Below are 19,657 nucleotides of genomic sequence, written 5' to 3' on the forward strand. Positions count from 1 at the left end.
CGCATAACAATTTGCTTATGAAAGAGCTATTTCGCAGCACCGATCCCGTCAGAATCTCCCGCGCCGCCAGCCTGTTGGAAGGCGAAGGGATCACATCATTTGAAATGGATCAACATGCAAGCGTGCTGGAAGGCTCGATTGGTATCTTGCCACGGCGCCTGATGGTCGCTGATCGTGATGAGTTCATGGCCCGGGCGATCCTGCGGGATCTGGGCCTGGATGAGTAATCTGCGCACCGACGGCTTTCTGGGCGGACGTTTGCAGATTGCCCAGCCTTTGCGCGGGTATCGCGCGGGTGCGGACGCCGTCATGCTGGCTGCTGCCTGTCCGGCGAAACCGGGGCAGTCGGTTCTGGAACTGGGCTGCGGGGCGGGGGTTGCGATTCTTTCGCTGGGCTGGCGGGTGCCGGATCTGCGCCTGACCGGGCTGGAAAAACAGGCGGATTACGCCGATCTGGCGCGTCAGAATGCGGCCGCGAACGGCATCCCCTGTGATGTGGTCACGGGTGACATCGCCGCACCGCCCCCGCGGATGAAAGCCGAATCCTTCGATCATCTGATCGCGAATCCTCCCTATTTTCGGGATGGCACAGCCGCCCCCGATCCGGGGCGGGCACAGGCGCGGCAGGAACAAACCCCATTGCCGGTATGGGTCGATGCCGGTCTGCGTCGGTTGCGTCCCGGCGGCGTCCTGACCCTTATTCAGCGGGCCGACCGTCTGGATGTGCTGATTGCATCGCTGCATGATCGCGCTGGCGATATCTGCGTCCTGCCGATTGCGGCCCGCACTGGCAAAGAGGCGGGGCGTGTGATCGTCACCGCCCGCAAAGCGGCCCGTGGTCCGCTGCGATTGCTGGCCCCTTTTATCATGCATGAAATGCCGTCACATCAAGGCGATAAAGAGGATCTGACCCCCGCCGCAACCGCTGTTTTGCGTGAGGGTCAGCCGATCACGGGTCTGTTTGCAAAAGTCTCGTGACAGAATCGAGATCCTGTGCTGAAATCCCCTTGTTCGACACAACTATTACAGGAGGACGCGATGTCGGTTGCTTCCCACGTCGAGGAGCTGCGCAGAAAGCACCAGGTTCTTTCAGATGCCGTTGAGAGGGCACAGAGAAGTCCTAGTACAAGCACGTTGGAAATTAATGAGATGAAACGTGAAAAGCTTCGTCTGAAGGAAGAAATTTCCCGACTGTCCCACTAAAAGGTTGAACTTTTACGACATTATGAAAATGGCCCGCGCAATCCGCGCGGGCCGATCTGTTTTGAATTGTCGCCGGATCAGACGAAAAACTGACCGCCATTCGCACTGATCGTGGAACCGGTGATAAAGCCCGCATCGTCCGCAGCAAGGAACACGACGGTGCGCGCAATTTCTTCGGGTTCGCCCAGGCGGCCTACCGGAATCTGCGGGATGATCCGCTCATTCAACACTTTTTCATCGATGGCGCGCACCATTTCCGTGCCGATATAGCCCGGCGCGATGGCGTTGACGGTTATACCAGCCCGCGCACCTTCCTGTGCCAGCGCTTTGGTAAAGCCAAGATCGCCTGCCTTTGCAGCCGAATAGTTTGCCTGACCCGCCTGGCCCTTCTGACCGTTGATCGAACTGATATTGATGATCCGACCGAATTTACGGTCCCGCATACCGCCCCAGACCGGATGCGTCATGTTGAACAGGCCGGTCAGGTTGGTGTCGATAACCTCTTTCCACTGTTGCGGGGTCATCTTGTGGAACATCGAATCGCGGGTGATCCCGGCGTTGTTCACCAGCACTGCGACCGGACCCAGCTCATCCTCGACCTGCTTGATGCCCGCAGCGCAGGCGTCGTAATCGGCGACCGACCACTTGTAGGTCTTGATTCCGGTTGAATCCGTAAACGCTTTGGCTGCGTCGTCATTGCCAGCATAGTTGGCAGCCACCGTGTAGCCTGCATCTTTCAGCGCTATTGAGATTGCCGCACCAATACCGCGCGAACCACCTGTGACTATTGCAACTTTTGACATGTTGTTTCCCCTCTAGAAAGATGCTCTTGAAATCTTGCTACCGAAACGAAGCCGGTTGCGCAATATCATTGCGCAGCCGGCAATCCATTAACGCTCAAGGCACAGGGCAACGCCCATGCCGCCGCCAATGCACAGCGTGGCGAGGCCTTTTTTGGCGTCACGCCGCTTCATCTCATACAGCAGCGTGTTCAGGACGCGCGCGCCCGAGGCACCGATGGGATGGCCGATGGCAATGGCGCCGCCATTCACGTTTACGATGTCCGGGTCCCAACCCATTTCCTTGTTCACGGCCAAGGCTTGAGCCGCGAAGGCTTCGTTGGCTTCGATCAGGTCCAGATCGTCGACGGACCAGCCGGCTTTTTCCAGCGCTTTGCGGCTGGCATATACCGGACCAACACCCATGATTGCGGGATCCAGACCTGCGGTCGCGTAAGATGCGATGCGTGCCAGTGGGGTCAGGCCACGGCGGGCAGCCTCTTCCTCGCTCATGACCATGACCGCAGCCGCGCCGTCGTTCAGACCCGATGCGTTGCCAGCCGTCACCGTGCCGTCCTTCGTGAAGGCAGGGCGCAGTTTCTGCATGGCTTCCAGCGTTGCGCCGTGGCGGATATATTCGTCCTTATCCACGACAATATCGCCCTTCCGGGTCTTGACGGTATAGCCGACGATCTCTTCATCGAACTTACCGGCCTTCTGCGCAGCTTCGGCCTTGTTCTGCGATGCGACGGCAAATTCGTCCTGCGCTTCGCGTGTGATCTGCCACTTTTCAGCGACGTTTTCGGCGGTCTGGCCCATGTGGTAATTGTTGAACGCATCCCACAGGCCGTCTTTGATCATCGTATCAACCGCCTGCATGTCGCCCATTTTTTGGCCGGACCGCAGATAAGACGCGTGTGGAGCCAGCGACATGCTTTCCTGTCCACCAGCAATAACCACGTTGGCATCACCAAGGCTGACCTGCTGCGCTGCCAAAGCGACGGCACGCAATCCCGATCCGCAAACCTGGTTCAGAACCCAAGCGGCCGATTCCTTCGGCAGTCCGGCATTGATATGGGCCTGACGGCCCGGGTTTTGCCCCTGAGCGGCGGTCAAGACCTGACCCAGGATCGTCTCGCTGATTTCTGCGGGATCGACGCCAGCACGGGCGACAACCTCTTTCAGAACAGTCGCGCCCAGATCGTGGGCGGGGACGTTTGCGAACGATCCAAGAAAACTGCCGACCGGGGTGCGGGCGGCGGAAACAATAACTGCTTTGGTCATGACGGGCTCCTTCCCAACGATGCCAAAAAAAATGGCGAATCGTGATTAGGATGCGGGTTCGTGTCGTGGCGTCAAGCAGATCGCAACTTTTACGTGCAGTTTACGAACCCGAAACGTCCATTTTCAGCGCACCGCCGCCGTCGGAGGAGACCGCCATGGCGGTGCAATTGTCGGGGCACCGAAATAGTAGCCCTGCATGCAATCAATGCCGTTTTCGATCAGAAAACGGGCATCATCAGCGGTTTCGACGCATTCCGCGACGGTAAACATGTCGAAATGCTGGGCAATCGACATCAACGCCTTTGTCAGAACCTGATTGTCCCGATTTTCCAGGATGTTGCGGATGAATTGGCCGTCGATCTTGATCATGTCGAAACAAAAATCGCGCAGATAGCGGAACGAGGTGTAGCCCGCCCCGAAATCGTCCAATGCCAGACTGATTCCCTGTCGATGCACTTCACGCATGAATGCATTCACCTGATCAGGCATATCCATGGCCGAACTTTCGGTGATTTCCAGAATCAGGCGTTCCCCGACATTCGGATCGGCTGCAAGGCCGTTGCGCAGTGTTTCCATCCAGGCCGGATAGTCGATCGAACGTGCCGACATGTTGATTGAAAGCCGCAAAACCGGGTTTTCCAGCAAGGCGTTCAGGCCCAGCGACAGCGACAGGCAGTCAATCTTGCGGCCAAGTTCCGTGGTTTCTGCGGCAGGCATGAAGTCACGCAAGGGCACGATACGTCCGGTATCGTCCATGATCCGAATCAAGCCTTCGTAAAATGCGGGTCGTCCCGTCCGTTCCGCTTGAACGATAGGCTGGAAGGCCAGCATACCATTGCCTTTGGCGACCGCTGCGGTCACCGCAGGAAGTGTCAGTCGATCCTGCCGGTTGATCGCATGGTCCAGCGGCGAAGTCTTGGAAGGCGGGGTGCCGTTTGTCACGTCGAACCTCGGGTATAGCGTCTGTTAGATTCGTATGTTGAATGTGATCCCCTAAAATCGTGTAAAGACGTAGGCATTTCAGGAATCGAGGTTAACGGATCATGAGCGCGCACTGCACATGGTGTGGCACCGACCCGCTTTATGTCGCTTATCACGATGAGGAATGGGGCGTGCCCGAATATGAGTCGCGTGCCTTGTGGGAAAAGCTTGTGCTGGATGGGTTTCAGGCCGGCTTGAGCTGGATTACGATTCTGCGGAAACGCGATGCTTTTCGGGAAGAGTTCGACGATTTCGACCCCGAAAAGATCGCGTTGTGGGATGCCGCGCGAATCGAAAAGGCACTGCAAAACCCCGGCATTGTCCGCCATCGCGGCAAGATTGTGGCGACGGTGAAAGGCGCGCAATTATTCCTGGACATCGAAAAGGAAGAAGGCTTTGCCAACTGGCTTTGGTCTTTTGTCGGCGGCAAACCGATCCAGAATAATTTCAGCACCATGTCGCAGGTGCCGACGGCCACGCCCGAATCAACCGCAATGTCAAAAGCACTGAAAAAGCGGGGCTTCAATTTTTGCGGACCGGTGATCGTTTACGCCTTCATGCAGGCAACCGGCATGGTCAACGACCATATGACGGGATGCCCGCGTCACGCCGATCTTAGCCGTCCATCAACTGTCGGATAACCTGTTTCGCGGGGTCGCTGGCCCAATCGGCATCGCCCAGCAAGCGGGCGACTTCGTTGCCGTCGCGGTCGATCAGAACTGTGACGGGCAGCCCGACAACACCCATCTGGCGGGCCAGTTGCTGACGCGGGTCCAGCAGAACGGGCAGATTTTCAACGCCGTTTTCTTCAAAGAACCGGTCAATCTTTTCGGGCGGGTTGCGGCCTGTGGCGACGGGCACGACCTGGAAATCATCGCCGCCCATTTCGGCCTGCAACTGATCCAGCGAGGGCATCTCTTCCCGGCAGGGTGCGCACCAGGTCGCCCAGAAATTCAGCAACACGACTTTGCCTTTGTAATCGGCAAGCGTATGCGTATTCCCATCCGGGTCGGCGAATTCGGTGTCGGGCAGCGGCTGGGCATCCGTCGATGGGACCAGCTTTTCCAAACCGGCCTGTTGGGCGGCCTGCCAGTCCACCCCGTCGGCCAAGGCGGCATTTGCACCGAAAACCAGTGCCGTATAAAGCAGGACAGAACGCAGCATATTACCTCCGAAGGACGCATCAATGACCGACCGGCCCCAAAACAAGGACGCCGCCAACAGCATGTGGGGCGGACGTTTTGCCGCCGGACCGGACGCGATCATGGAGGCGATCAATGCCTCGATCGGGTTCGACCGTCGGCTTTATGCCCAGGATATCCGGGGCAGCCGGGCCCATGCCGCCATGTTGGCAGCGCAGGGCATCATCAGCGATAGCGATGCAAAGGCCATCGGGGAAGGCCTGCTCACCGTATTGTCAGAGATCGAGGCAGGAGATTTTCCGTTCCGCACCGCGCTGGAAGATATTCACATGAATGTCGAAGCGCGGTTGAAGGAAATCATCGGCGAACCTGCCGGACGTCTGCATACGGGCCGTTCGCGCAACGATCAGGTGGCGACTGACTTCCGCCTGTGGGTCCGTGACCAATGCGATGCGGCGATTGAAGGTCTGCAAGCACTGATCCGCGCGGCTTTGTCGCAGGCCGAGGCGGGGGCTGATTGGGTGATGCCGGGCTTTACCCATCTGCAGACCGCGCAGCCGGTGACATGGGGGCATCACATGATGGCCTATGTCGAGATGTTCGGGCGCGATCTGTCACGTTTTCAGGATGCGCGGGCGCGGATGAACGAATCACCCTTGGGCGCGGCGGCGCTGGCCGGGACCGGCTATCCGATTGACCGCGATGCGACGGCCCGCGCGTTGGGCTTTGACCGCCCGATGGCCAACAGCCTTGATGCCGTGTCGGATCGCGATTTCGCGCTGGAATTCCTGTCAGCCGCCAGCATTTGCGCCGTCCACCTGTCACGACTGGCCGAGGAGTTGGTGATCTGGTCGTCGGCCCAGTTCCGTTTTGTGTCGATGTCGGACAAATGGTCCACTGGCAGCAGCATCATGCCGCAAAAGCGCAACCCCGATGCCGCAGAGCTGATTCGTGCCAAGATTGGTCGTATCCTCGGCGCGACCGTGGCCCTGTTCACGGTGATGAAGGGCCTGCCGCTGGCCTATTCCAAGGACATGCAGGAAGATAAGGAACAGGTCTTTGATGCCGCCGACAACCTGATGCTGGCGCTGGCCGCGATGGCGGGAATGCTGTCCGATCTGACCGCAAACCGGGACAAGATGGAGGCTGCGGCCTCGGCCGGGTTCTCGACTGCGACGGATTTGGCGGATTGGCTGGTGCGCGAAGCGGGCCTGCCGTTCCGTGACGCGCATCATGTGACCGGCTCACTGGTGGCATTGGCCGAAAGCAAAGGCGTCGATCTGTCCGATCTGACGCTGGCACAGATGAAATCGGTCCATGATGCCATCACCGATGATATCTTCGGCGTTTTGGGCGTTCACAACTCGGTCGCGTCACGGCAAAGCTATGGGGGAACGGCACCGGATCAGGTGCGGGCACAAATCACACGCTGGAAGGAGAAGCTGGCATGAAGGGTGTAGGTCTTGTCGTTGCGGCGGCGGTTGTCATGGTGCTGCAGGGCTGCGGCGTCGATGGCCCGCCTGAACGTCCAGCTGCTCCCGCAACGGCACCGAAATCGAACGTGTCGATTTCTGGCTATGGTGTGATGGGCGTGCAGACGGAACTGTAATGGACCATTTCAACTATCGCGATGGTGTCTTGTGTGCCGAAGGCGTGCCGTTGTCCCGCATTGCGGAACAGGTTGGCACGCCGGTCTATGTCTATTCGACGGCGACGCTGAGCCGCCATTTCGGTCTGTTTCAGCAGGCGCTGGACTGGACCGATCATCTGGTCTGCTTCGCGGTCAAGGCCAACAGCAATCTGGCCGTTCTGAAGCTGATGGGCGATTTGGGCGCGGGCATGGATGTTGTTTCGGGCGGGGAATATGCGCGGGCGAGGGCCGCCGGAGTGCCCGGCAGCCGCATCGTGTTTTCCGGCGTCGGTAAAACGCGCGCGGAAATGCGGCAGGCGATCGAGGGCGGCATCCGGCAGTTCAACATCGAATCAGAGCCTGAGATGCGCATCCTGTCGGAAATAGCCGCCAGCATGGGCGCCGAGGTTCCGATTGCGATACGGGTCAACCCGGATGTCGATGCCAAGACGCATGAAAAGATCGCAACCGGAAAATCCGAAAACAAATTCGGGATCCCGATTGCCAAATCGCGCGAGGTTTATGCCGAAGCGGCAAAGCTGCCCGGTCTGAAGGTCGTCGGCGTGGATGTGCATATCGGCAGCCAGTTGACCGATCTTGGGCCTTATCGTCAGGCCTATGCCAAGATCGCGGAACTGACCGGGGTTCTGCGTGCGGACGGCCATCGGATCACCCGGCTGGATCTGGGCGGCGGTTTGGGCATTCCCTATCGCCGCGACAATAACGCACCACCATTGCCCATCGAATACGGGCAGGTGATCCGCGACACCGTCGGCCACCTGAACTGTGAAATCGAGATCGAACCGGGGCGAAACATCGTTGGCAATGCAGGTGTTCTGCTGTCGCAAGTCATTTATGTGAAGCATGGCGAGGGCCGCGATTTTCTGATCGTCGATGCGGCGATGAATGATCTGTTGCGCCCGGCCATGTATGGTGCCCATCATGATATCGTCCCGGTGATCGAGCCTGGGTCGGATAACGACTATCAGCCGTTTGATGTGGTGGGGCCTGTCTGCGAATCGGGCGATACGTTCCAGAAAGGCACGTCACTGCCGGTGATGGCCGATGGCGACCTGATCGCCTTCCGTTCTGCCGGGGCATATGGCGCTGTCATGGCGTCTGAATATAATTCCCGCCCTCTGGTGCCGGAAGTATTGGTCAGCGGCGATCAATTCGCTGTCATCAGGGCACGACCGACATATGAGGAAATGCTGTCTCGGGATAGCATTCCGGAATGGCTTTAACGCGTCACCAGAACGATGTGAAAAAGCCGGGGGCTGTCAGCCCCCGGACCCCCGAGGGTATTTCAGCAAAGAAGAACAAGCCCGTTCGGCGTGCGTTGTGGCTGACGGGAGTGGGGATGTTGTGGGAACGTCTGGCAACGGCGTTCTGGCCGCTGGTAACTTTGCTGGCGCTGCTGTTTGCGTGTCTGGCGCTGGATTTGCTGGCCTTTGTTCCGGCGCGAGCGTTGCTATGGCTGGCTGCGGGCGTGCTGGTGGCGGTAATTGCTGCGGCGATCTGGGGCGGTTTGCGTTTCAGGCGTGTTCGTCGGGCTGAAGTGGTTGACCGGGTCGATCGCACTTTGCCGGGGCGCCCGCTGACCGCGCTGTCGGATCGGGCCGCCATTGGCGGTGAGGGCGCTTTGTGGCAGGCGCATCTGGCGCAGATGCAGAAGGTGGCACTGACCGCACAGGCTGTCAGGCCAGATGCCCAATTATCGCGGCGCGATCCCTTTGCCCTGCGGTTGGTTGGGTTGGTCGCGCTGGCAATGGCAATGATCTTTGGCGGTGTTAGCGAAATGGGACGGGGCGTGTCCGCGTTGGCCTCGACTGCGTCGCCGCCGGGGGGGGAATTGGCGCCCGGTGGTCCAAGTTGGGAAGGCTGGGCCGAGCCGCCCGCCTATACCCGCAGGCCGACGATTTATCTGAACGCGCTGCCCGAGGGTGAGCGGTTGGAGCTGCCCAAGGGAAGCGCCGTCACATTCCGCCTATATGGAAGCGGCACAGAGGTCACGCAGGATATCGGTGCGGCCCTTGGCGATGATCCTCTGGCGCCCGGTATGCGCGCGGAAAAATCGGGCCGAATAGAGATCGGCGATCGCCGCTTTGACGTGAATGTTCTGCCCGATCTGCCGCCCGCAATCCGTGCCGGCAGTCAGCCCGTCAGGCGTGCTGATGGGCGGATGGTGCAGGATTATCAGGCCGAGGACGATCATGGTGTTGTGACCGCCAAGGCTGTGATTGATCTGGACCTGACCGGAATTGACCGACGCTTTGGGCTGGCGGTCGAGCCCGAGCCGCGTGAGGCGGTGGAGTTGTTGTTGCCGATGCCACGGAATGGTGACCGCAAGCAGATCAAAGGGCAGTTGGTCCAGGATCTGTCCCGGCACCCTTGGGCGAACCTGCCGGTCAAGCTGTCATTGCAGGCGGCGGACGGGATCGAGCAGATGGCAAGCTCTGACCCCATGCAGACGATCTTGCCGGGGCGGCGCTTTTTCCAGCCACTGGCGGCATCGCTGATTGAAATGCGGCGCGATCTGTTGTGGTCGCGCGAAAATGCGGGCCGCAGCTCCGCGATTTTGCGGGCAGTCACGTGGCAGCCCGAAGGGTTTGTCGACCAGCGCCTGTATCGCGAATTGCAAGGAGCGGTTCAGATCCTTGATAACAATGAACTGACCGAAAAGCAGCGCGACGATCTGGCGGAAGCTTTGTGGCAGGCCGCGATCCAGTTGGAGGACGGCGGTTTGTCGGACGCGCTGGCGCGGATGCAGCAGGCGCAGCAAAAGCTGTCCGAGGCGATCCGCAACGGGGCCAGTCAGGATGAAATCCAGCGCCTGATGGATGAGTTGAAAGAGGCGACGGACGCCTATACCCGCATGTTGGCCGAGCAAGGTAAGCGTGATCCCGGCGAGCGTTTCACCCGCGATCAGCCAAGCCAGACCATCACCGGCGATCAGATCCAGCAGATGATGGATGAGATCCAGCGCCTGATGAACGAGGGCCGCATGGCCGAGGCGCAGGTTTTACTGGAGCAGTTCAACCGGATGATGGAAAATCTGCAAATCCGTCAAGGGCAGGGTCAAGGACAGGGTGAGGGCTTTGGTGAAGGTCAGCAGGGCGGCGCGATGAACCGTCTGTCCGACAGCCTGAGAGAGCAACAGCGCCTGTCCGATGAAGCCTTCCGCGACATGCAGGAACAGTTCAGTCAGGGCCAGATCGGGCAGCCGTCCGAAAATTCGGGTGATTTGGCGGATCGCCAGCGGCAACTGCGCGAGGAATTGGGCCAGCAGCGCGGGTTATTGCCGGGGCAGGGGTCCGAAGACGGCGACAGTGCCGGACGTCAATTGGATGAAGCCGGGCGTGCGATGGAACACGCCGAACAAGCCTTGCGCGACGGAGATATGTCGGGCGCGATGCAGCGACAGGCCGATGCGATTCAGTCGATGCGTGAAGGGATGCGGGCGCTTGGCTCCATGATGGATCAGCGTCAGGGCGAAGCCGGTGAGGATGGCGAACAGGCGACGGAAAGTCAGGATGGCCAGCGCGCCTTGGGCGGGCAACGGAATGGGAGTCAGCAAGGGCAACGCAACGGTGAACCGACCTTTGATCCGCTGGGCCGAGAGCGCGGTGGCAATGGTGACGTCATCGTGGGCGGTGACAGAATCGGCGAAGGAGAGATTGATCCTGCGCGTCGTGCCCGTGATTTGCTGGACGAAATTCGTCGTCGCAGCGGACAACGCGACCGTTCCGAGGAAGAGCGTGGTTATCTGGACCGGCTGTTGGACCGCTTTTAAGCGCTAACTTTGCGGACCATTGGCGGCGTTTTGCAGCCACAGGCGGGCTTGATCCAACCCATGGCGAATATCGCCAAGCATCCCATCAGGTGCCCCCGAAGGCGCGATGACATAGATTGCCAGCAGGATGGCCGCGATGGCGGCAGCGGTGCCTATGCCCTGCCAATAGTCGTTTTTCGGCTGTGAGGCTGCAAGCACCGGCAGGGTATTCATGGGTTTGGCCGCCGTCACCACGGACTCGGCTTTAGCTTCGGCTTCATGCGCGCTGGTTTGAACGGCCTTCTGTGCCGATTCAGGTGCGCCAACGGGGGGGGCGACCTTGGCGACCGGCACTTCGGGTGTCTGACGCCGCTTGCCGATGACGGTTGTTGCGGGCCAGTCGGGTTCTTCCAAAGCATAGACTGCCTGCGCGGTGACCGGATCTGGCTCTTGCTCGGCCTCTCGGTTGCTTTCGGCCAGACGGGCCTGCCGTTCGTGCTCGACCTCTTCCAGCAGGATGTTGAGGACATTTTCCGGCAGCCGGCGCTTCAACGGCACGGATGAGGCCGCGGCGGCCGGTATCGGCTGAGAGGTCGTCACCGTTTCGGATTGCGCTTCGTGTTCAGGAACCGGCGTAGATGCGGTTTCTGCGTCGGTCGGCGGGGTTGCATCAGGCGTTGAAAGCCCTTTGAACTCTGCGAAGTTATAGGAATAAACCCCCATTTCCATCGGGCGCACTGCTGCTGCGGGGGGGGCTGCGTGCCAGACGCGACCACATTCGCTGCATTCCACATCGCGACCACCATCGGGGACGGCTATCTCGGGGATTTGATATTCTGTCCCGCAATCCGGGCAGATCAGCCTGATTTCCGCCATACCGACTCTCGCATTCGCTTTCCTGCTGTTCTATCAAGCCAAGGACCGGCTTCCAAGCGGCCGGAAGATAAACCCGAACCAAGGGGGTGCGGCTTGATCGAGATGCGGGGTGTGGGTTTCGGCTATCAGGGCAGTGCCGAGCTGTTGTCTGACATGACACTGAGTTTGCAGCCGGGAATGCTGCATTTCCTGACTGGTCCTTCGGGATCGGGCAAGACCACGCTGCTACGGCTGTGCTATGCAGACCTGTTGCCAAGCTCGGGTGAGATGACGGCATTTGGCCAGGACGTGCGCGGGTTGTCGCGCGACGGCATTGCGGATTTGCGCCGACGTGTCGGGGTTGTTCATCAGGATACACAATTTCTTGATCACTTGCCGGTCGCGGAAAACATTGCTCTGCCGCTGACGGTATCGGGGCAGGATGTCGACATGGCCGCACTGCGCGATCTGCTGGGATGGGTGCAACTGACCCAACATGCCCGCGCCATGCCGCCTTCGTTATCTGGCGGCGAACGCCAGCGTGCGGCGCTGGCGCGTGCCGTGATCCTGTCCCCTGATCTGGTTCTGGCGGATGAACCGACGGGCAATCTGGACTGGGAGATGTCGATGCGGCTAATGCAGCTGCTGATCGAACTGAATAAATCGGGCAAGACCGTTCTGGTCGCAACGCATGACCTGAACCTGATCCGCGCGACCAAGGCGCAGGTATCGGCGCGGGTGTTGCGGATTGCGAATGGTGCCTTGCAACTGGCGGGGTCGGATCTGTGAGGAAAGTGGATTTTCGTGGGCTGAACCTGAAAGCATTCTGGCAAGGGCTGATCCGCAGCGACAGCGCCGTGGGAAATCGCATCGTTCCCCCCACCGGGTTCACAGCGCAATTGACGGTTTTTTCGGCCGGGGCGATGGCTTTTCTGGCAGTCTTTGCCCTTGCACTGGCGCTGGCGACGGGGCGACTGGCAGAACGCTGGTCACATGAACTGGCAAGCTCGGTTACGGTACGGGTTAGTGCGTCAGATGCGGATCAGGATGCGCGGGTGCAGGCGGCAATGGCTGTGCTGAGCACAACGCCCGGCATTGGCGAGGCGCGGCAGCTGTCGGACGATCAGGTCGCAGACCTGCTGACACCTTGGTTTGGCCCCGATATGCCCGTGGATGCGCTGCCCGTGCCGACACTGATCGATGTTCCGATCACCGGTTCCGACTTTGACAGCGAAGGGCTGCGCCTTCGGTTAGAGGCCGAGGTGCCCGGCGCGGTGCTGGACGACCACACGCAATGGCGTCGCCCGCTGGTTTCGGCGGCGCGATGGCTGAAAACGCTGGGCCTGATTTCGTTGGTCCTGATTACCGCTGCATCCGCGTCGATGATCACGCTTGCGGCCAAGGCTGCGCTATCGGCCAATGGTCAGGTGATCCGGGTTCTGCGGCTGATTGGGGCGCGTGACATTACCATTGCGACGGCCTTTGTGCGCCGCTTTACACAACGCGCGGCGATTGGCGCAACGGGCGGCACGCTGGCCGGGATGATCGCCATCGCGCTTTTGCCGAATATGGATGCCGCCGGCGGGTTTCTGACCGGTCTGGGCTTTCAAGGCTGGGGCTGGCTACTGCCGCTGTTGATCCCGGTGGTCGCGGCCGCTGTGGGCTTTTTCGCAACCCGTTGGGCTGCGTTGAAAATGCTGGGGGCCGTCAGATGAGCGGGCGGGCATCCTCGCCCGTGCCAGGGCCGTTGGGCCCATGGCAATATATCCAGAACGGACTTTATTATTTTCACGTTGCGATAGCGACGATCATCATTGGCCTGTTCGGGATCGTTCTGGTGATCGCCAAGGGGCGGAGGGGCGCGAATGACGTCGCGTCCAGCTGGATTGGCTACATGCTGTGGGCGGCACGTCTGCACATGGGTGTGACCTGCGAGGTGCGCGGAACGCCCCCGACGGACGATTGCATCATTGCGGCAAAGCATCAGTGCTTTCTGGATATCCTGACCATCGCCCATGCGGTCCCGCGCCGTGCCTTTATCATGAAGCGCGAAGTGATGCGCGTCCCGATCATGGGGTGGTATGCCTATAAGGTGGGCTGCATCCCGATTGACCGGACGCGCGGGCGCGATGCGATGAAATCCATCGCATCGCAAATCAATCGGCGCGTCGCTGATGATGGTCTGGGGCAGTTGATCATCTATCCCGAAGGCACCCGGACCAAACCCGGAGAACGTAAGTCTTATAAGCACGGGGTGCAGACCATCCGCAATGCGACCGGGCTGCCCATTATCCCGGTAGCCGTCAACACCGGTTTGTTCTGGCCGCGCAAAGGCTGGGGGATCCGGCCGGGTCGCGCGGTTATTGAATTTCTGCCAGCAATGCCGTCCGATATTCCGAACGATCAGTTCCTGTCGCGTCTTGAGGATGAGATCGAAACGAATTCAGACAGGCTGATGGCCGAGGCAGGGTTCAGGAATGAAATGGCTGTCTGAAAACGATCTGGCTGACCTTTACGGTGCCCCCGCGGCCAGTGCGCTTCGCAAGGTCACGGATCACCTGACGCCGGATTATGCGCGCTTTATCGCGGCCTCCCGCTTTTGCGTGCTGACGACGGTCGGACCCGAGGGAACGGATGGCAGTCCCCGTGGTGATGACGGCCCCGTGGTTGCCGCGTTGGACAGCCGCCACATTGCTTTGCCAGACTGGCACGGGAATGACCGGATTGATTCTCTTCGCAATATTGTGCGCGACGGGCGCTGCAGCCTGCTGTTTCTGGTGCGCGGATCGCGCAACGCGGTGCGGATCAACGGTGACGCCCGATTGACAGATGACAACGAATTGCGCGCGACTTTTACGTATCAAGGAAAGTTGCCGCGCAGTGTCATCGTGGTGCAGATCAACGAAGTCTATTTCCAATGCGCACGTGCGATCATGCGCGCTGGACTTTGGGCGGGTCAGGATGACAGCGATGGACTGCCGACGCCGGGGCAAATTCTGGCCAATCTGACCGATGGCGAAGTTGGCGGCGAAAGTTACGACGCCGAATGGCCCGTTCGCGCGGCAAAGACGCTTTGGTAAGCTTATGCGACGGCGGCGTCAGGTGATTGCAAAGACCGTCGGATAGGCTTCAACCATGATCGACAGGCCGACGCCAATCGCCAAGATCCCCGCTGCGATGGAAACCGTCGTCCAGATCCACGTCGTATGCTCGGCCAGACGCAAGGGAAAGCTCATCGCAAAGGTCAAGGCGGCCATGCCCAGAATTGACCCTATCCCGAAAACAAGAACATAGGTCATGGCCTCGATGGGGTCTTGTGTCGCGCTGACCGCCAGAACCAGCAACCCGGCGGAACCCGCAGCGCCGTGCATCAGGCCAACCAGCAGGGCGCGTTTCGGCAGGCCTTGGGCATGGGCATGCCGGTGGGCGTCGTCGATATGCGGTATCGTTGCGTCGTGATGGCTATGGGCATGGATGTGCCGCCCGAGGTCATGGTGTTCATGTACATGAATATGCATCCGCTTCTGGCGTAACCGGCGCAGCACATCCAGCCCCAGAAAGATCAGCATGATCCCGACCGCGAATTCCAACGTGGATGACAGCCGCTCGGACAAGGTAAAGCCCAGCAGGATCACTGCGGCCGAAAGGGCAAACAGTGTCAACGTATGCCCGATACCCCAGGCTGCCCCCTGAAGCGCCATGCGCCGATGTGATCCGGGCTGTTTGGTGACCATCGCGCCGACCGCTGCCAGATGATCCACCTCCAGCGCGTGCTGCATGCCGATCAGAAATCCCAATAACAGAAAAGCACCCATTATTCCCCCCTCGGCCACCGGCCAAATCAAGCAGGAAACCCGACCACGGCAATCCCTGACACCGAGGATGGGCCAAACTGGCCGTCGGATAGTCCCTGACATCGTGATTTTCGGGCTGACGAAAGCGGATCAGAGGCGACCGTTTCCGTCAGCCAACTGGATTGCACTATTTTTTGTGCGGGTGTCCCAGATAAGGAAACTCGGTCAGCAAATCGGTATGAGGTCCGATCCCGTCGCCGGTGATTTCGTGGTTTGACACCATTTGCAGGCGGATATCCTCGACATCGTCGGACAACGTCCGGCCATTCGGATAGGCAGCGGGTTGGCTGCGGTCAAAGCGAAGAACATCCGGCAGAATATCGCGCAAGGTTTTCTCGGCATCTTCGGGGCTGTAATGGCCGGTATGGGCCAGAACCGCGCTCCACGGGGCCAGATAGGTTGCCCAGTCGTCGCGCGGCTCGCCCTCATTATAAGCTGATTTCGCTTCGTTGGTTTCGTTGAAATAGGCGGTGACGGATGAATGCGCGCCGCGATCTACGGAAACCAGTTTGCCATCGCGATAGACGCTGACCCGTGCCCAGACATCAATCCGGGCTGCGTCATGACCAGTCCATTTGAAATCGTCGGCGATCCCTTCCAAATCGGCCAAGTCCAATCTTGCGTCCTCGCTGGGCGACTTCAGATCGGGACCGCTGAGGTGTAAGACAAAAATAAGGAACGCCATTAAGCTTGCGTTTTTGCAGAACGGGCCGGCTGACCGGCGCCGTTCTGTCTGGGGTCACCTCATATGATCCCAGTAATGCGGCTGATGCATTTTCGCGGGCAGACCAATGTCGCGCCGCAAATGCGCATTCAGTTCGGCCACATCAGGCGGTCTTGCCCTTCTACGCGGCGGCTTCAACAGCGCGCGGGCCAGTGCCCATATAACCGGCATTGTTCCATGACGGGCCAGCAGGTTTTCCATTTTTGGGCGCAGCGGAATTGCTTGCGCAGATGTTTTCGCAATCATTGCAATCTCCATGACGGATCACGCCTGAAGGCGTGTCTTGTTTGGTGAGCTTGGAAAAAGACATGCGGACCGGGCACGCGAATGCGTTTCAGTCAGGCTGTCTTTTCAGAAAGAACCCTTGCCGGGTGTCTGGATCAGACCTGTCGCAGGCCTGACATCGCCCAAAACGCGCGAAGGGTGGCGGCATTTGCGTAATCGGTCATGCTTGCCCCTCCTGTGGTTGTAAAATTGGGCAGGACTATTGGATGGCGCGACTATGATTGTCGGGCAACATATAAAAACGGCCATCCCGGACAAGCGGAATGGCCGTTGCCAAAATACTACAATCCGTTCTGAGGTATCATGCCAGCGATTTGGAACCCATGTTCAGGAATTTTTCGCGACGATCCTTGATCAAATCGGCCCGTTTCTTGCCTTGCAATTCGCCCAGCATGGCGGCGATTTCCTTGCCAACCGCCTGAATTGCCGCTTGTGGGTCGCGCTGCGCGCCACCCATCGGTTCGGGGATGATGCCATCGATGACATTCAGTTTTTTCAGATCCTGCGCTGTCAGGCGCAATGCTTCGGCCGCTTCTCGCATCCGCTCCGCATCCTTCCACAGGATCGAGGCACAGCCTTCTGGTGAAATCACCGAATAAATCGAATGTTCCAGCATGGCGATCCGGTTCGCCGTAGCAAAGGCAACTGCACCACCTGATCCGCCTTCACCAATGATGACGCTGACCAGTGGCACACCGATTTGCAGGCATTTTTCGGTGCAGCGGGCGATCGCCTCGGACTGGCCGCGTTCTTCGGCACCTTTGCCGGGATAGGCACCGGGCGTATCAACCAGCGTAATCACCGGCAGGCCAAAACGGTTCGCGATATCCATCAGGCGGATGGCTTTGCGATAGCCTTCGGGGCGGGCCATGCCGAAATTGTGGCTGATGCGGGATTTGGTATCGTTGCCCTTTTCATGTCCGATGACGATGCAGGACGCATCGTTGAAACGCGCCAGACCGCCCATGACGGCATGGTCGTCGCCAAAGGCGCGGTCGCCAGCAAGCGGCGTATATTCGGTGAACAGCGCGTTGATATAGTCGCTGCAATGCGGGCGATCCGGGTGACGGGCCACCTGCGTCTTCCGCCACGGGGTTAGGGTCTTGTAAAGATCCTTCAGCAATTCGCCGGATTTCTTGTCCAGCGCCGCGGCCTCTTTCTCGACGTCGACGCTGCCTTCGTCCTTCTTGGCCATGGCACGAAGTTCTTCGGCCTTGCCTTCGATATCGGCAAGTGGTTTTTCGAAATCCAGATAGACCATGCGCTACTGCTCCGGGGCGTTTGGTTTGTGACTATATGAGGGTCTTGGCGGCAGATTGCAACGCAAGGTCGCAGTCTGTGCTGTCATCCGCGCGGAATGGCTTTATCATGAAGCGAACCTAACGACCCAATCTCAGGAGACCGATGTGAAGGCCGTCATTTTTTCTTTCCTGCTTGTGACGGGTCAAGGTCTGTCCGTCCCGGCATTCGCCCAGAATATTGATTTCGGAGATGATGAGGGGCAGTGGGCCAATGATGGTGAATGCGATGACAAGCGCTTCGTTGGGCCAGGAATGACCGGCACAGTGCTTTTGGACGAAGATATAGGCCACGATCGAACCGATTGCGCCAAGGGCTTCAAGGCCGGTCAACTGACTCTGCGCGAGGCTGCGACCGAAACGGTCATCGTCGACGGGATCGAGTTCGGCACGGACGAAAGCGAATGGGCCAATGACAATGAATGCGACGATCCGCGTTTTGAAGGACCGGGCATGACGGAAACCCAGCTTCTGGCCGAAGATACGCGGAAGGACGCGACCGATTGCCTGAAAGCCTATCAGGCCGGGCGGATAGATCTGAAAACGATCTGAGGCAGAGGGTGCGGGCCTTGTCGCCCGCACAGGTGCTTTACTGTAGATCGGCAAAGGCGTCTTGCAGACGACGCACTGCCTCGTTCACGCGACTACGGGGCGTGGCGAGGTTGAAGCGCAGATAGGTGTCGCCGCCCTTGCCAAATGTCGCGCCGTGGTTGGCAGCAATGCGTGCCGTTTTTTCGACCCGCGCGGTGAATTCGGCTGGCGACATGCCAGTGCCGGAAAAATCGACCCATGCCAGATAGGTGGCCTGCAGCGGCATGGATTTGACGCCGGGGATGGCGTTGATGCCTTCATCGAAGATCCGGCGATTTTCGTTCAGGTATTCGACAAGCGCATCGACCCAATCGGCCCCTTCGGGCGAGTAGGCGGCCGCGACCATGTCCATGCCCAGCATGCCCACCGAAACGCCGCGTGCCATCAGCGCCCCCTTGAACTGATTGCGCAGCGTTTGATCAGGGATGATGGCATTTCCGATATGCGCACCTGCGATATTGAACGTCTTGGTGGCGGCGGTCAGCATCACCAGACGGCTGGTAATTTCTGGAACGACATTGGCGATGATGCGATGCTTGTGCCCCGGCATGACCAGATCGCAATGGATGTCATCGGACACAAGGATCAGGTTGTGGCGCTGACAGATGTCGGCCACCTCGCGCAGTTCCGCATCCGACCAGACGCGCCCGCCGGGGTTATGCGGCGAACACAGGATCATCAGCTTTTCCTTGCCCGTCAGCATGGATTCCCAAGCGGACCAGTCCATACGGTAAATGCCGTCTACGACGTTCAGCGGGAGTTCGATCAGGTCGCGTCCGGCTGCACGAACGACGCGGCCAAAGGCGTGATAAACCGGGCTCATGACGATCACGCCTTCGCCCGGTTGGGTAAAGGCGTCCACCGCCATGCCGACCCCATTGACCAGACCGGCGCAGGTCAGAACCCAGCTTGTGTCGATTTCCCAGCCGTGACGGTTGGCCATCCACCATTTGATTGCGTTCAGATAGGGTTCATTCGTCCCCGGATAGCCATAAACACCATGTGCCGCAGCGGCCTCGACCGCCTTTTGCACGGCGGTTGGCGGGCGGAAATCCATATCCGCAACCCACATGGCCAGACCGTCCTCCTTGGGTGCAACGCCGTAGCCTGCCTGCATGTCGTCCCATTTCGAACAACGGGTGCCAACGCGGTCGATTACCTCATCGAAATCCGGTTTTGCCATGATCCTCCGTCCCCTGATCTGAAATCCGTTTTTCCCTGCATACGCGGGTTGTTGCTTATGGTGAAGCCATGGCCTA

23 protein-coding genes are annotated in these 19,657 nt (G+C 59.4%); 13 read left to right on the plus strand and 10 right to left on the minus strand.

Annotated elements, in window-relative coordinates; all coding sequences use genetic code 11:
- Positions 1 to 17: 17 nt before the first annotated feature.
- Genes H4P12_RS14280 through H4P12_RS14290 form a run of 3 tightly spaced genes read left to right on the plus strand, consistent with a single transcriptional unit; the run spans position 18 to position 1,203 of the window.
- Positions 18 to 227, plus strand: a complete 210-nt coding sequence (locus H4P12_RS14280) for a putative signal transducing protein (protein WP_187794330.1) — start codon at positions 18 to 20, stop codon at positions 225 to 227.
- Positions 220 to 978, plus strand: a complete 759-nt coding sequence (locus H4P12_RS14285; RefSeq protein WP_187794331.1) for a tRNA1(Val) (adenine(37)-N6)-methyltransferase — start codon at positions 220 to 222, stop codon at positions 976 to 978. Before H4P12_RS14280 ends, H4P12_RS14285 begins: the two co-directional genes overlap by 8 nt.
- A gap of 60 nt (positions 979 to 1,038) precedes the next feature.
- The gene (locus tag H4P12_RS14290) at positions 1,039 to 1,203 is read left to right on the plus strand and encodes a YdcH family protein (protein ID WP_187794332.1); all 165 of its coding nucleotides are present in this window, start codon (positions 1,039 to 1,041) and stop codon (positions 1,201 to 1,203) included.
- Between the two features lie 77 nt (positions 1,204 to 1,280).
- Here H4P12_RS14290 and phbB read toward each other — a convergent pair whose 3' ends face one another.
- The 3 genes from phbB to H4P12_RS14305 all read right to left on the minus strand — a co-directional run bounded on the left by phbB (position 1,281) and on the right by H4P12_RS14305 (position 4,208).
- A complete protein-coding gene (gene phbB, locus H4P12_RS14295) occupies positions 1,281 to 2,006 on the minus strand; it encodes an acetoacetyl-CoA reductase (RefSeq protein WP_187794333.1) in 726 nt (241 codons plus the stop codon).
- 87 nt (positions 2,007 to 2,093) lie between these two features.
- On the minus strand, positions 2,094 to 3,266 hold the full coding sequence (locus H4P12_RS14300; RefSeq protein ID WP_187794334.1) for an acetyl-CoA C-acetyltransferase: 1,173 nt from the start codon (positions 3,264 to 3,266) through the stop codon (positions 2,094 to 2,096).
- Between the two features lie 123 nt (positions 3,267 to 3,389).
- The gene (locus H4P12_RS14305; protein ID WP_187794335.1) at positions 3,390 to 4,208 is read right to left on the minus strand and encodes an EAL domain-containing protein; all 819 of its coding nucleotides are present in this window, start codon (positions 4,206 to 4,208) and stop codon (positions 3,390 to 3,392) included.
- Positions 4,209 to 4,309: 101 nt separating this feature from the next.
- Here H4P12_RS14305 and H4P12_RS14310 point away from each other — a divergent pair, with 101 nt between their 5' ends.
- A complete protein-coding gene (locus H4P12_RS14310) occupies positions 4,310 to 4,888 on the plus strand; it encodes a DNA-3-methyladenine glycosylase I (RefSeq protein ID WP_187794336.1) in 579 nt (192 codons plus the stop codon).
- On the opposite strand, the gene H4P12_RS14315 is transcribed toward H4P12_RS14310, so the two are convergent.
- A complete protein-coding gene (locus H4P12_RS14315; protein WP_246449299.1) occupies positions 4,863 to 5,411 on the minus strand; it encodes a TlpA family protein disulfide reductase in 549 nt (182 codons plus the stop codon). The genes H4P12_RS14310 and H4P12_RS14315 overlap by 26 nt on opposite strands.
- Positions 5,412 to 5,433: 22 nt before the next feature.
- Between H4P12_RS14315 and argH the strand changes: the two genes are divergently transcribed.
- The 4 genes from argH to H4P12_RS14335 are packed head-to-tail and all read left to right on the plus strand — an operon-like array spanning position 5,434 to position 10,812.
- A complete protein-coding gene (argH, locus tag H4P12_RS14320) occupies positions 5,434 to 6,840 on the plus strand; it encodes an argininosuccinate lyase (protein WP_187794338.1) in 1,407 nt (468 codons plus the stop codon).
- Positions 6,837 to 6,998, plus strand: a complete 162-nt coding sequence (locus tag H4P12_RS14325) for an argininosuccinate lyase (RefSeq protein WP_187794339.1) — start codon at positions 6,837 to 6,839, stop codon at positions 6,996 to 6,998. Before argH ends, H4P12_RS14325 begins: the two co-directional genes overlap by 4 nt.
- A complete protein-coding gene (gene lysA / locus H4P12_RS14330; RefSeq protein WP_187794340.1) occupies positions 6,998 to 8,263 on the plus strand; it encodes a diaminopimelate decarboxylase in 1,266 nt (421 codons plus the stop codon). Before H4P12_RS14325 ends, lysA begins: the two co-directional genes overlap by 1 nt.
- Complete coding sequence (locus H4P12_RS14335; protein WP_246449300.1) at positions 8,254 to 10,812, plus strand: DUF4175 domain-containing protein; 2,559 nt, start codon at positions 8,254 to 8,256, stop codon at positions 10,810 to 10,812. Before lysA ends, H4P12_RS14335 begins: the two co-directional genes overlap by 10 nt.
- A gap of 3 nt (positions 10,813 to 10,815) precedes the next feature.
- Here the strand turns inward: H4P12_RS14335 and H4P12_RS14340 are convergent, their stop codons facing one another.
- Entirely contained in the window at positions 10,816 to 11,667 is an 852-nt protein-coding gene (locus tag H4P12_RS14340) for a zinc-ribbon domain-containing protein (protein WP_187794341.1), read from the minus strand.
- A 93-nt stretch (positions 11,668 to 11,760) separates the two neighbouring features.
- Between H4P12_RS14340 and H4P12_RS14345 the strand changes: the two genes are divergently transcribed.
- From H4P12_RS14345 to H4P12_RS14360, 4 genes are read left to right on the plus strand one after another with little or no spacing between them, the layout of a single operon-like run.
- On the plus strand, positions 11,761 to 12,435 hold the full coding sequence (locus H4P12_RS14345; protein ID WP_187794342.1) for a cell division ATP-binding protein FtsE: 675 nt from the start codon (positions 11,761 to 11,763) through the stop codon (positions 12,433 to 12,435).
- Positions 12,432 to 13,361 (plus strand): cell division FtsX domain-containing protein, encoded by a 930-nt coding sequence (locus H4P12_RS14350; protein ID WP_187794343.1) that lies wholly within the window; start codon positions 12,432 to 12,434, stop codon positions 13,359 to 13,361. Before H4P12_RS14345 ends, H4P12_RS14350 begins: the two co-directional genes overlap by 4 nt.
- Positions 13,358 to 14,140, plus strand: coding sequence for a lysophospholipid acyltransferase family protein (locus H4P12_RS14355; protein WP_187794344.1), 783 nt, complete (start codon positions 13,358 to 13,360; stop codon positions 14,138 to 14,140). Before H4P12_RS14350 ends, H4P12_RS14355 begins: the two co-directional genes overlap by 4 nt.
- Positions 14,124 to 14,726, plus strand: coding sequence for a pyridoxamine 5'-phosphate oxidase family protein (locus H4P12_RS14360; RefSeq protein WP_187794345.1), 603 nt, complete (start codon positions 14,124 to 14,126; stop codon positions 14,724 to 14,726). Before H4P12_RS14355 ends, H4P12_RS14360 begins: the two co-directional genes overlap by 17 nt.
- An 18-nt stretch (positions 14,727 to 14,744) precedes the next feature.
- Here the strand turns inward: H4P12_RS14360 and H4P12_RS14365 are convergent, their stop codons facing one another.
- The 4 genes from H4P12_RS14365 to H4P12_RS14380 all read right to left on the minus strand — a co-directional run bounded on the left by H4P12_RS14365 (position 14,745) and on the right by H4P12_RS14380 (position 17,770).
- Positions 14,745 to 15,461 carry a sulfite exporter TauE/SafE family protein gene (locus H4P12_RS14365; RefSeq protein ID WP_223115816.1) on the minus strand — a complete coding sequence of 239 codons (717 nt, stop codon included), beginning with the start codon at positions 15,459 to 15,461 and terminating at the stop codon, positions 14,745 to 14,747.
- A 166-nt stretch (positions 15,462 to 15,627) separates the two neighbouring features.
- Positions 15,628 to 16,110, minus strand: a complete 483-nt coding sequence (locus H4P12_RS14370; RefSeq protein ID WP_223115817.1) for a DUF4331 family protein — start codon at positions 16,108 to 16,110, stop codon at positions 15,628 to 15,630.
- Positions 16,111 to 16,239: 129 nt separating this feature from the next.
- Positions 16,240 to 16,470, minus strand: a complete 231-nt coding sequence (locus H4P12_RS14375; RefSeq protein WP_187794347.1) for a hypothetical protein — start codon at positions 16,468 to 16,470, stop codon at positions 16,240 to 16,242.
- 340 nt (positions 16,471 to 16,810) lie between these two features.
- Positions 16,811 to 17,770: an acetyl-CoA carboxylase carboxyltransferase subunit alpha gene (locus H4P12_RS14380; protein ID WP_187794348.1), complete on the minus strand. Its 960-nt coding sequence runs from the start codon at positions 17,768 to 17,770 to the stop codon at positions 16,811 to 16,813.
- A 145-nt stretch (positions 17,771 to 17,915) separates the two neighbouring features.
- On the opposite strand from H4P12_RS14380, the gene H4P12_RS14385 reads away from it, so the two are divergent.
- Entirely contained in the window at positions 17,916 to 18,359 is a 444-nt protein-coding gene (locus tag H4P12_RS14385; protein WP_187794349.1) for a hypothetical protein, read from the plus strand.
- Between the two features lie 37 nt (positions 18,360 to 18,396).
- On the opposite strand, the gene H4P12_RS14390 is transcribed toward H4P12_RS14385, so the two are convergent.
- Positions 18,397 to 19,581, minus strand: a complete 1,185-nt coding sequence (locus H4P12_RS14390) for a MalY/PatB family protein (RefSeq protein ID WP_187794350.1) — start codon at positions 19,579 to 19,581, stop codon at positions 18,397 to 18,399.
- Positions 19,582 to 19,657: the final 76 nt, after the last annotated feature.

This window comes from Paracoccus amoyensis (genome assembly GCF_014490725.1).
Classification (GTDB): domain Bacteria; phylum Pseudomonadota; class Alphaproteobacteria; order Rhodobacterales; family Rhodobacteraceae; genus Paracoccus; species Paracoccus amoyensis.

What these genes read in the sequence shown, in the direction of transcription:
- H4P12_RS14280 (WP_187794330.1), top strand. Translation starts at nt 18, where the DNA reads ATGAAAGAGCTATTTCGCAGCACCGATCCCGTCAGAATCTCCCGCGCC.
- H4P12_RS14285 (WP_187794331.1), top strand. Translation starts at nt 220, where the DNA reads ATGAGTAATCTGCGCACCGACGGCTTTCTGGGCGGACGTTTGCAGATT.
- H4P12_RS14290 (WP_187794332.1), top strand. Translation starts at nt 1,039, where the DNA reads ATGTCGGTTGCTTCCCACGTCGAGGAGCTGCGCAGAAAGCACCAGGTT.
- phbB (WP_187794333.1), bottom strand. Translation starts at nt 2,006, where the DNA reads ATGTCAAAAGTTGCAATAGTCACAGGTGGTTCGCGCGGTATTGGTGCG.
- H4P12_RS14300 (WP_187794334.1), bottom strand. Translation starts at nt 3,266, where the DNA reads ATGACCAAAGCAGTTATTGTTTCCGCCGCCCGCACCCCGGTCGGCAGT.
- H4P12_RS14310 (WP_187794336.1), top strand. Translation starts at nt 4,310, where the DNA reads ATGAGCGCGCACTGCACATGGTGTGGCACCGACCCGCTTTATGTCGCT.
- H4P12_RS14315 (WP_246449299.1), bottom strand. Translation starts at nt 5,411, where the DNA reads ATGCTGCGTTCTGTCCTGCTTTATACGGCACTGGTTTTCGGTGCAAAT.
- argH (WP_187794338.1), top strand. Translation starts at nt 5,434, where the DNA reads ATGACCGACCGGCCCCAAAACAAGGACGCCGCCAACAGCATGTGGGGC.
- H4P12_RS14325 (WP_187794339.1), top strand. Translation starts at nt 6,837, where the DNA reads ATGAAGGGTGTAGGTCTTGTCGTTGCGGCGGCGGTTGTCATGGTGCTG.
- lysA (WP_187794340.1), top strand. Translation starts at nt 6,998, where the DNA reads ATGGACCATTTCAACTATCGCGATGGTGTCTTGTGTGCCGAAGGCGTG.
- H4P12_RS14335 (WP_246449300.1), top strand. Translation starts at nt 8,254, where the DNA reads ATGGCTTTAACGCGTCACCAGAACGATGTGAAAAAGCCGGGGGCTGTC.
- H4P12_RS14340 (WP_187794341.1), bottom strand. Translation starts at nt 11,667, where the DNA reads ATGGCGGAAATCAGGCTGATCTGCCCGGATTGCGGGACAGAATATCAA.
- H4P12_RS14355 (WP_187794344.1), top strand. Translation starts at nt 13,358, where the DNA reads ATGAGCGGGCGGGCATCCTCGCCCGTGCCAGGGCCGTTGGGCCCATGG.
- H4P12_RS14360 (WP_187794345.1), top strand. Translation starts at nt 14,124, where the DNA reads ATGAAATGGCTGTCTGAAAACGATCTGGCTGACCTTTACGGTGCCCCC.
- H4P12_RS14365 (WP_223115816.1), bottom strand. Translation starts at nt 15,461, where the DNA reads ATGGGTGCTTTTCTGTTATTGGGATTTCTGATCGGCATGCAGCACGCG.
- H4P12_RS14375 (WP_187794347.1), bottom strand. Translation starts at nt 16,470, where the DNA reads ATGATTGCGAAAACATCTGCGCAAGCAATTCCGCTGCGCCCAAAAATG.
- H4P12_RS14380 (WP_187794348.1), bottom strand. Translation starts at nt 17,770, where the DNA reads ATGGTCTATCTGGATTTCGAAAAACCACTTGCCGATATCGAAGGCAAG.
- H4P12_RS14390 (WP_187794350.1), bottom strand. Translation starts at nt 19,581, where the DNA reads ATGGCAAAACCGGATTTCGATGAGGTAATCGACCGCGTTGGCACCCGT.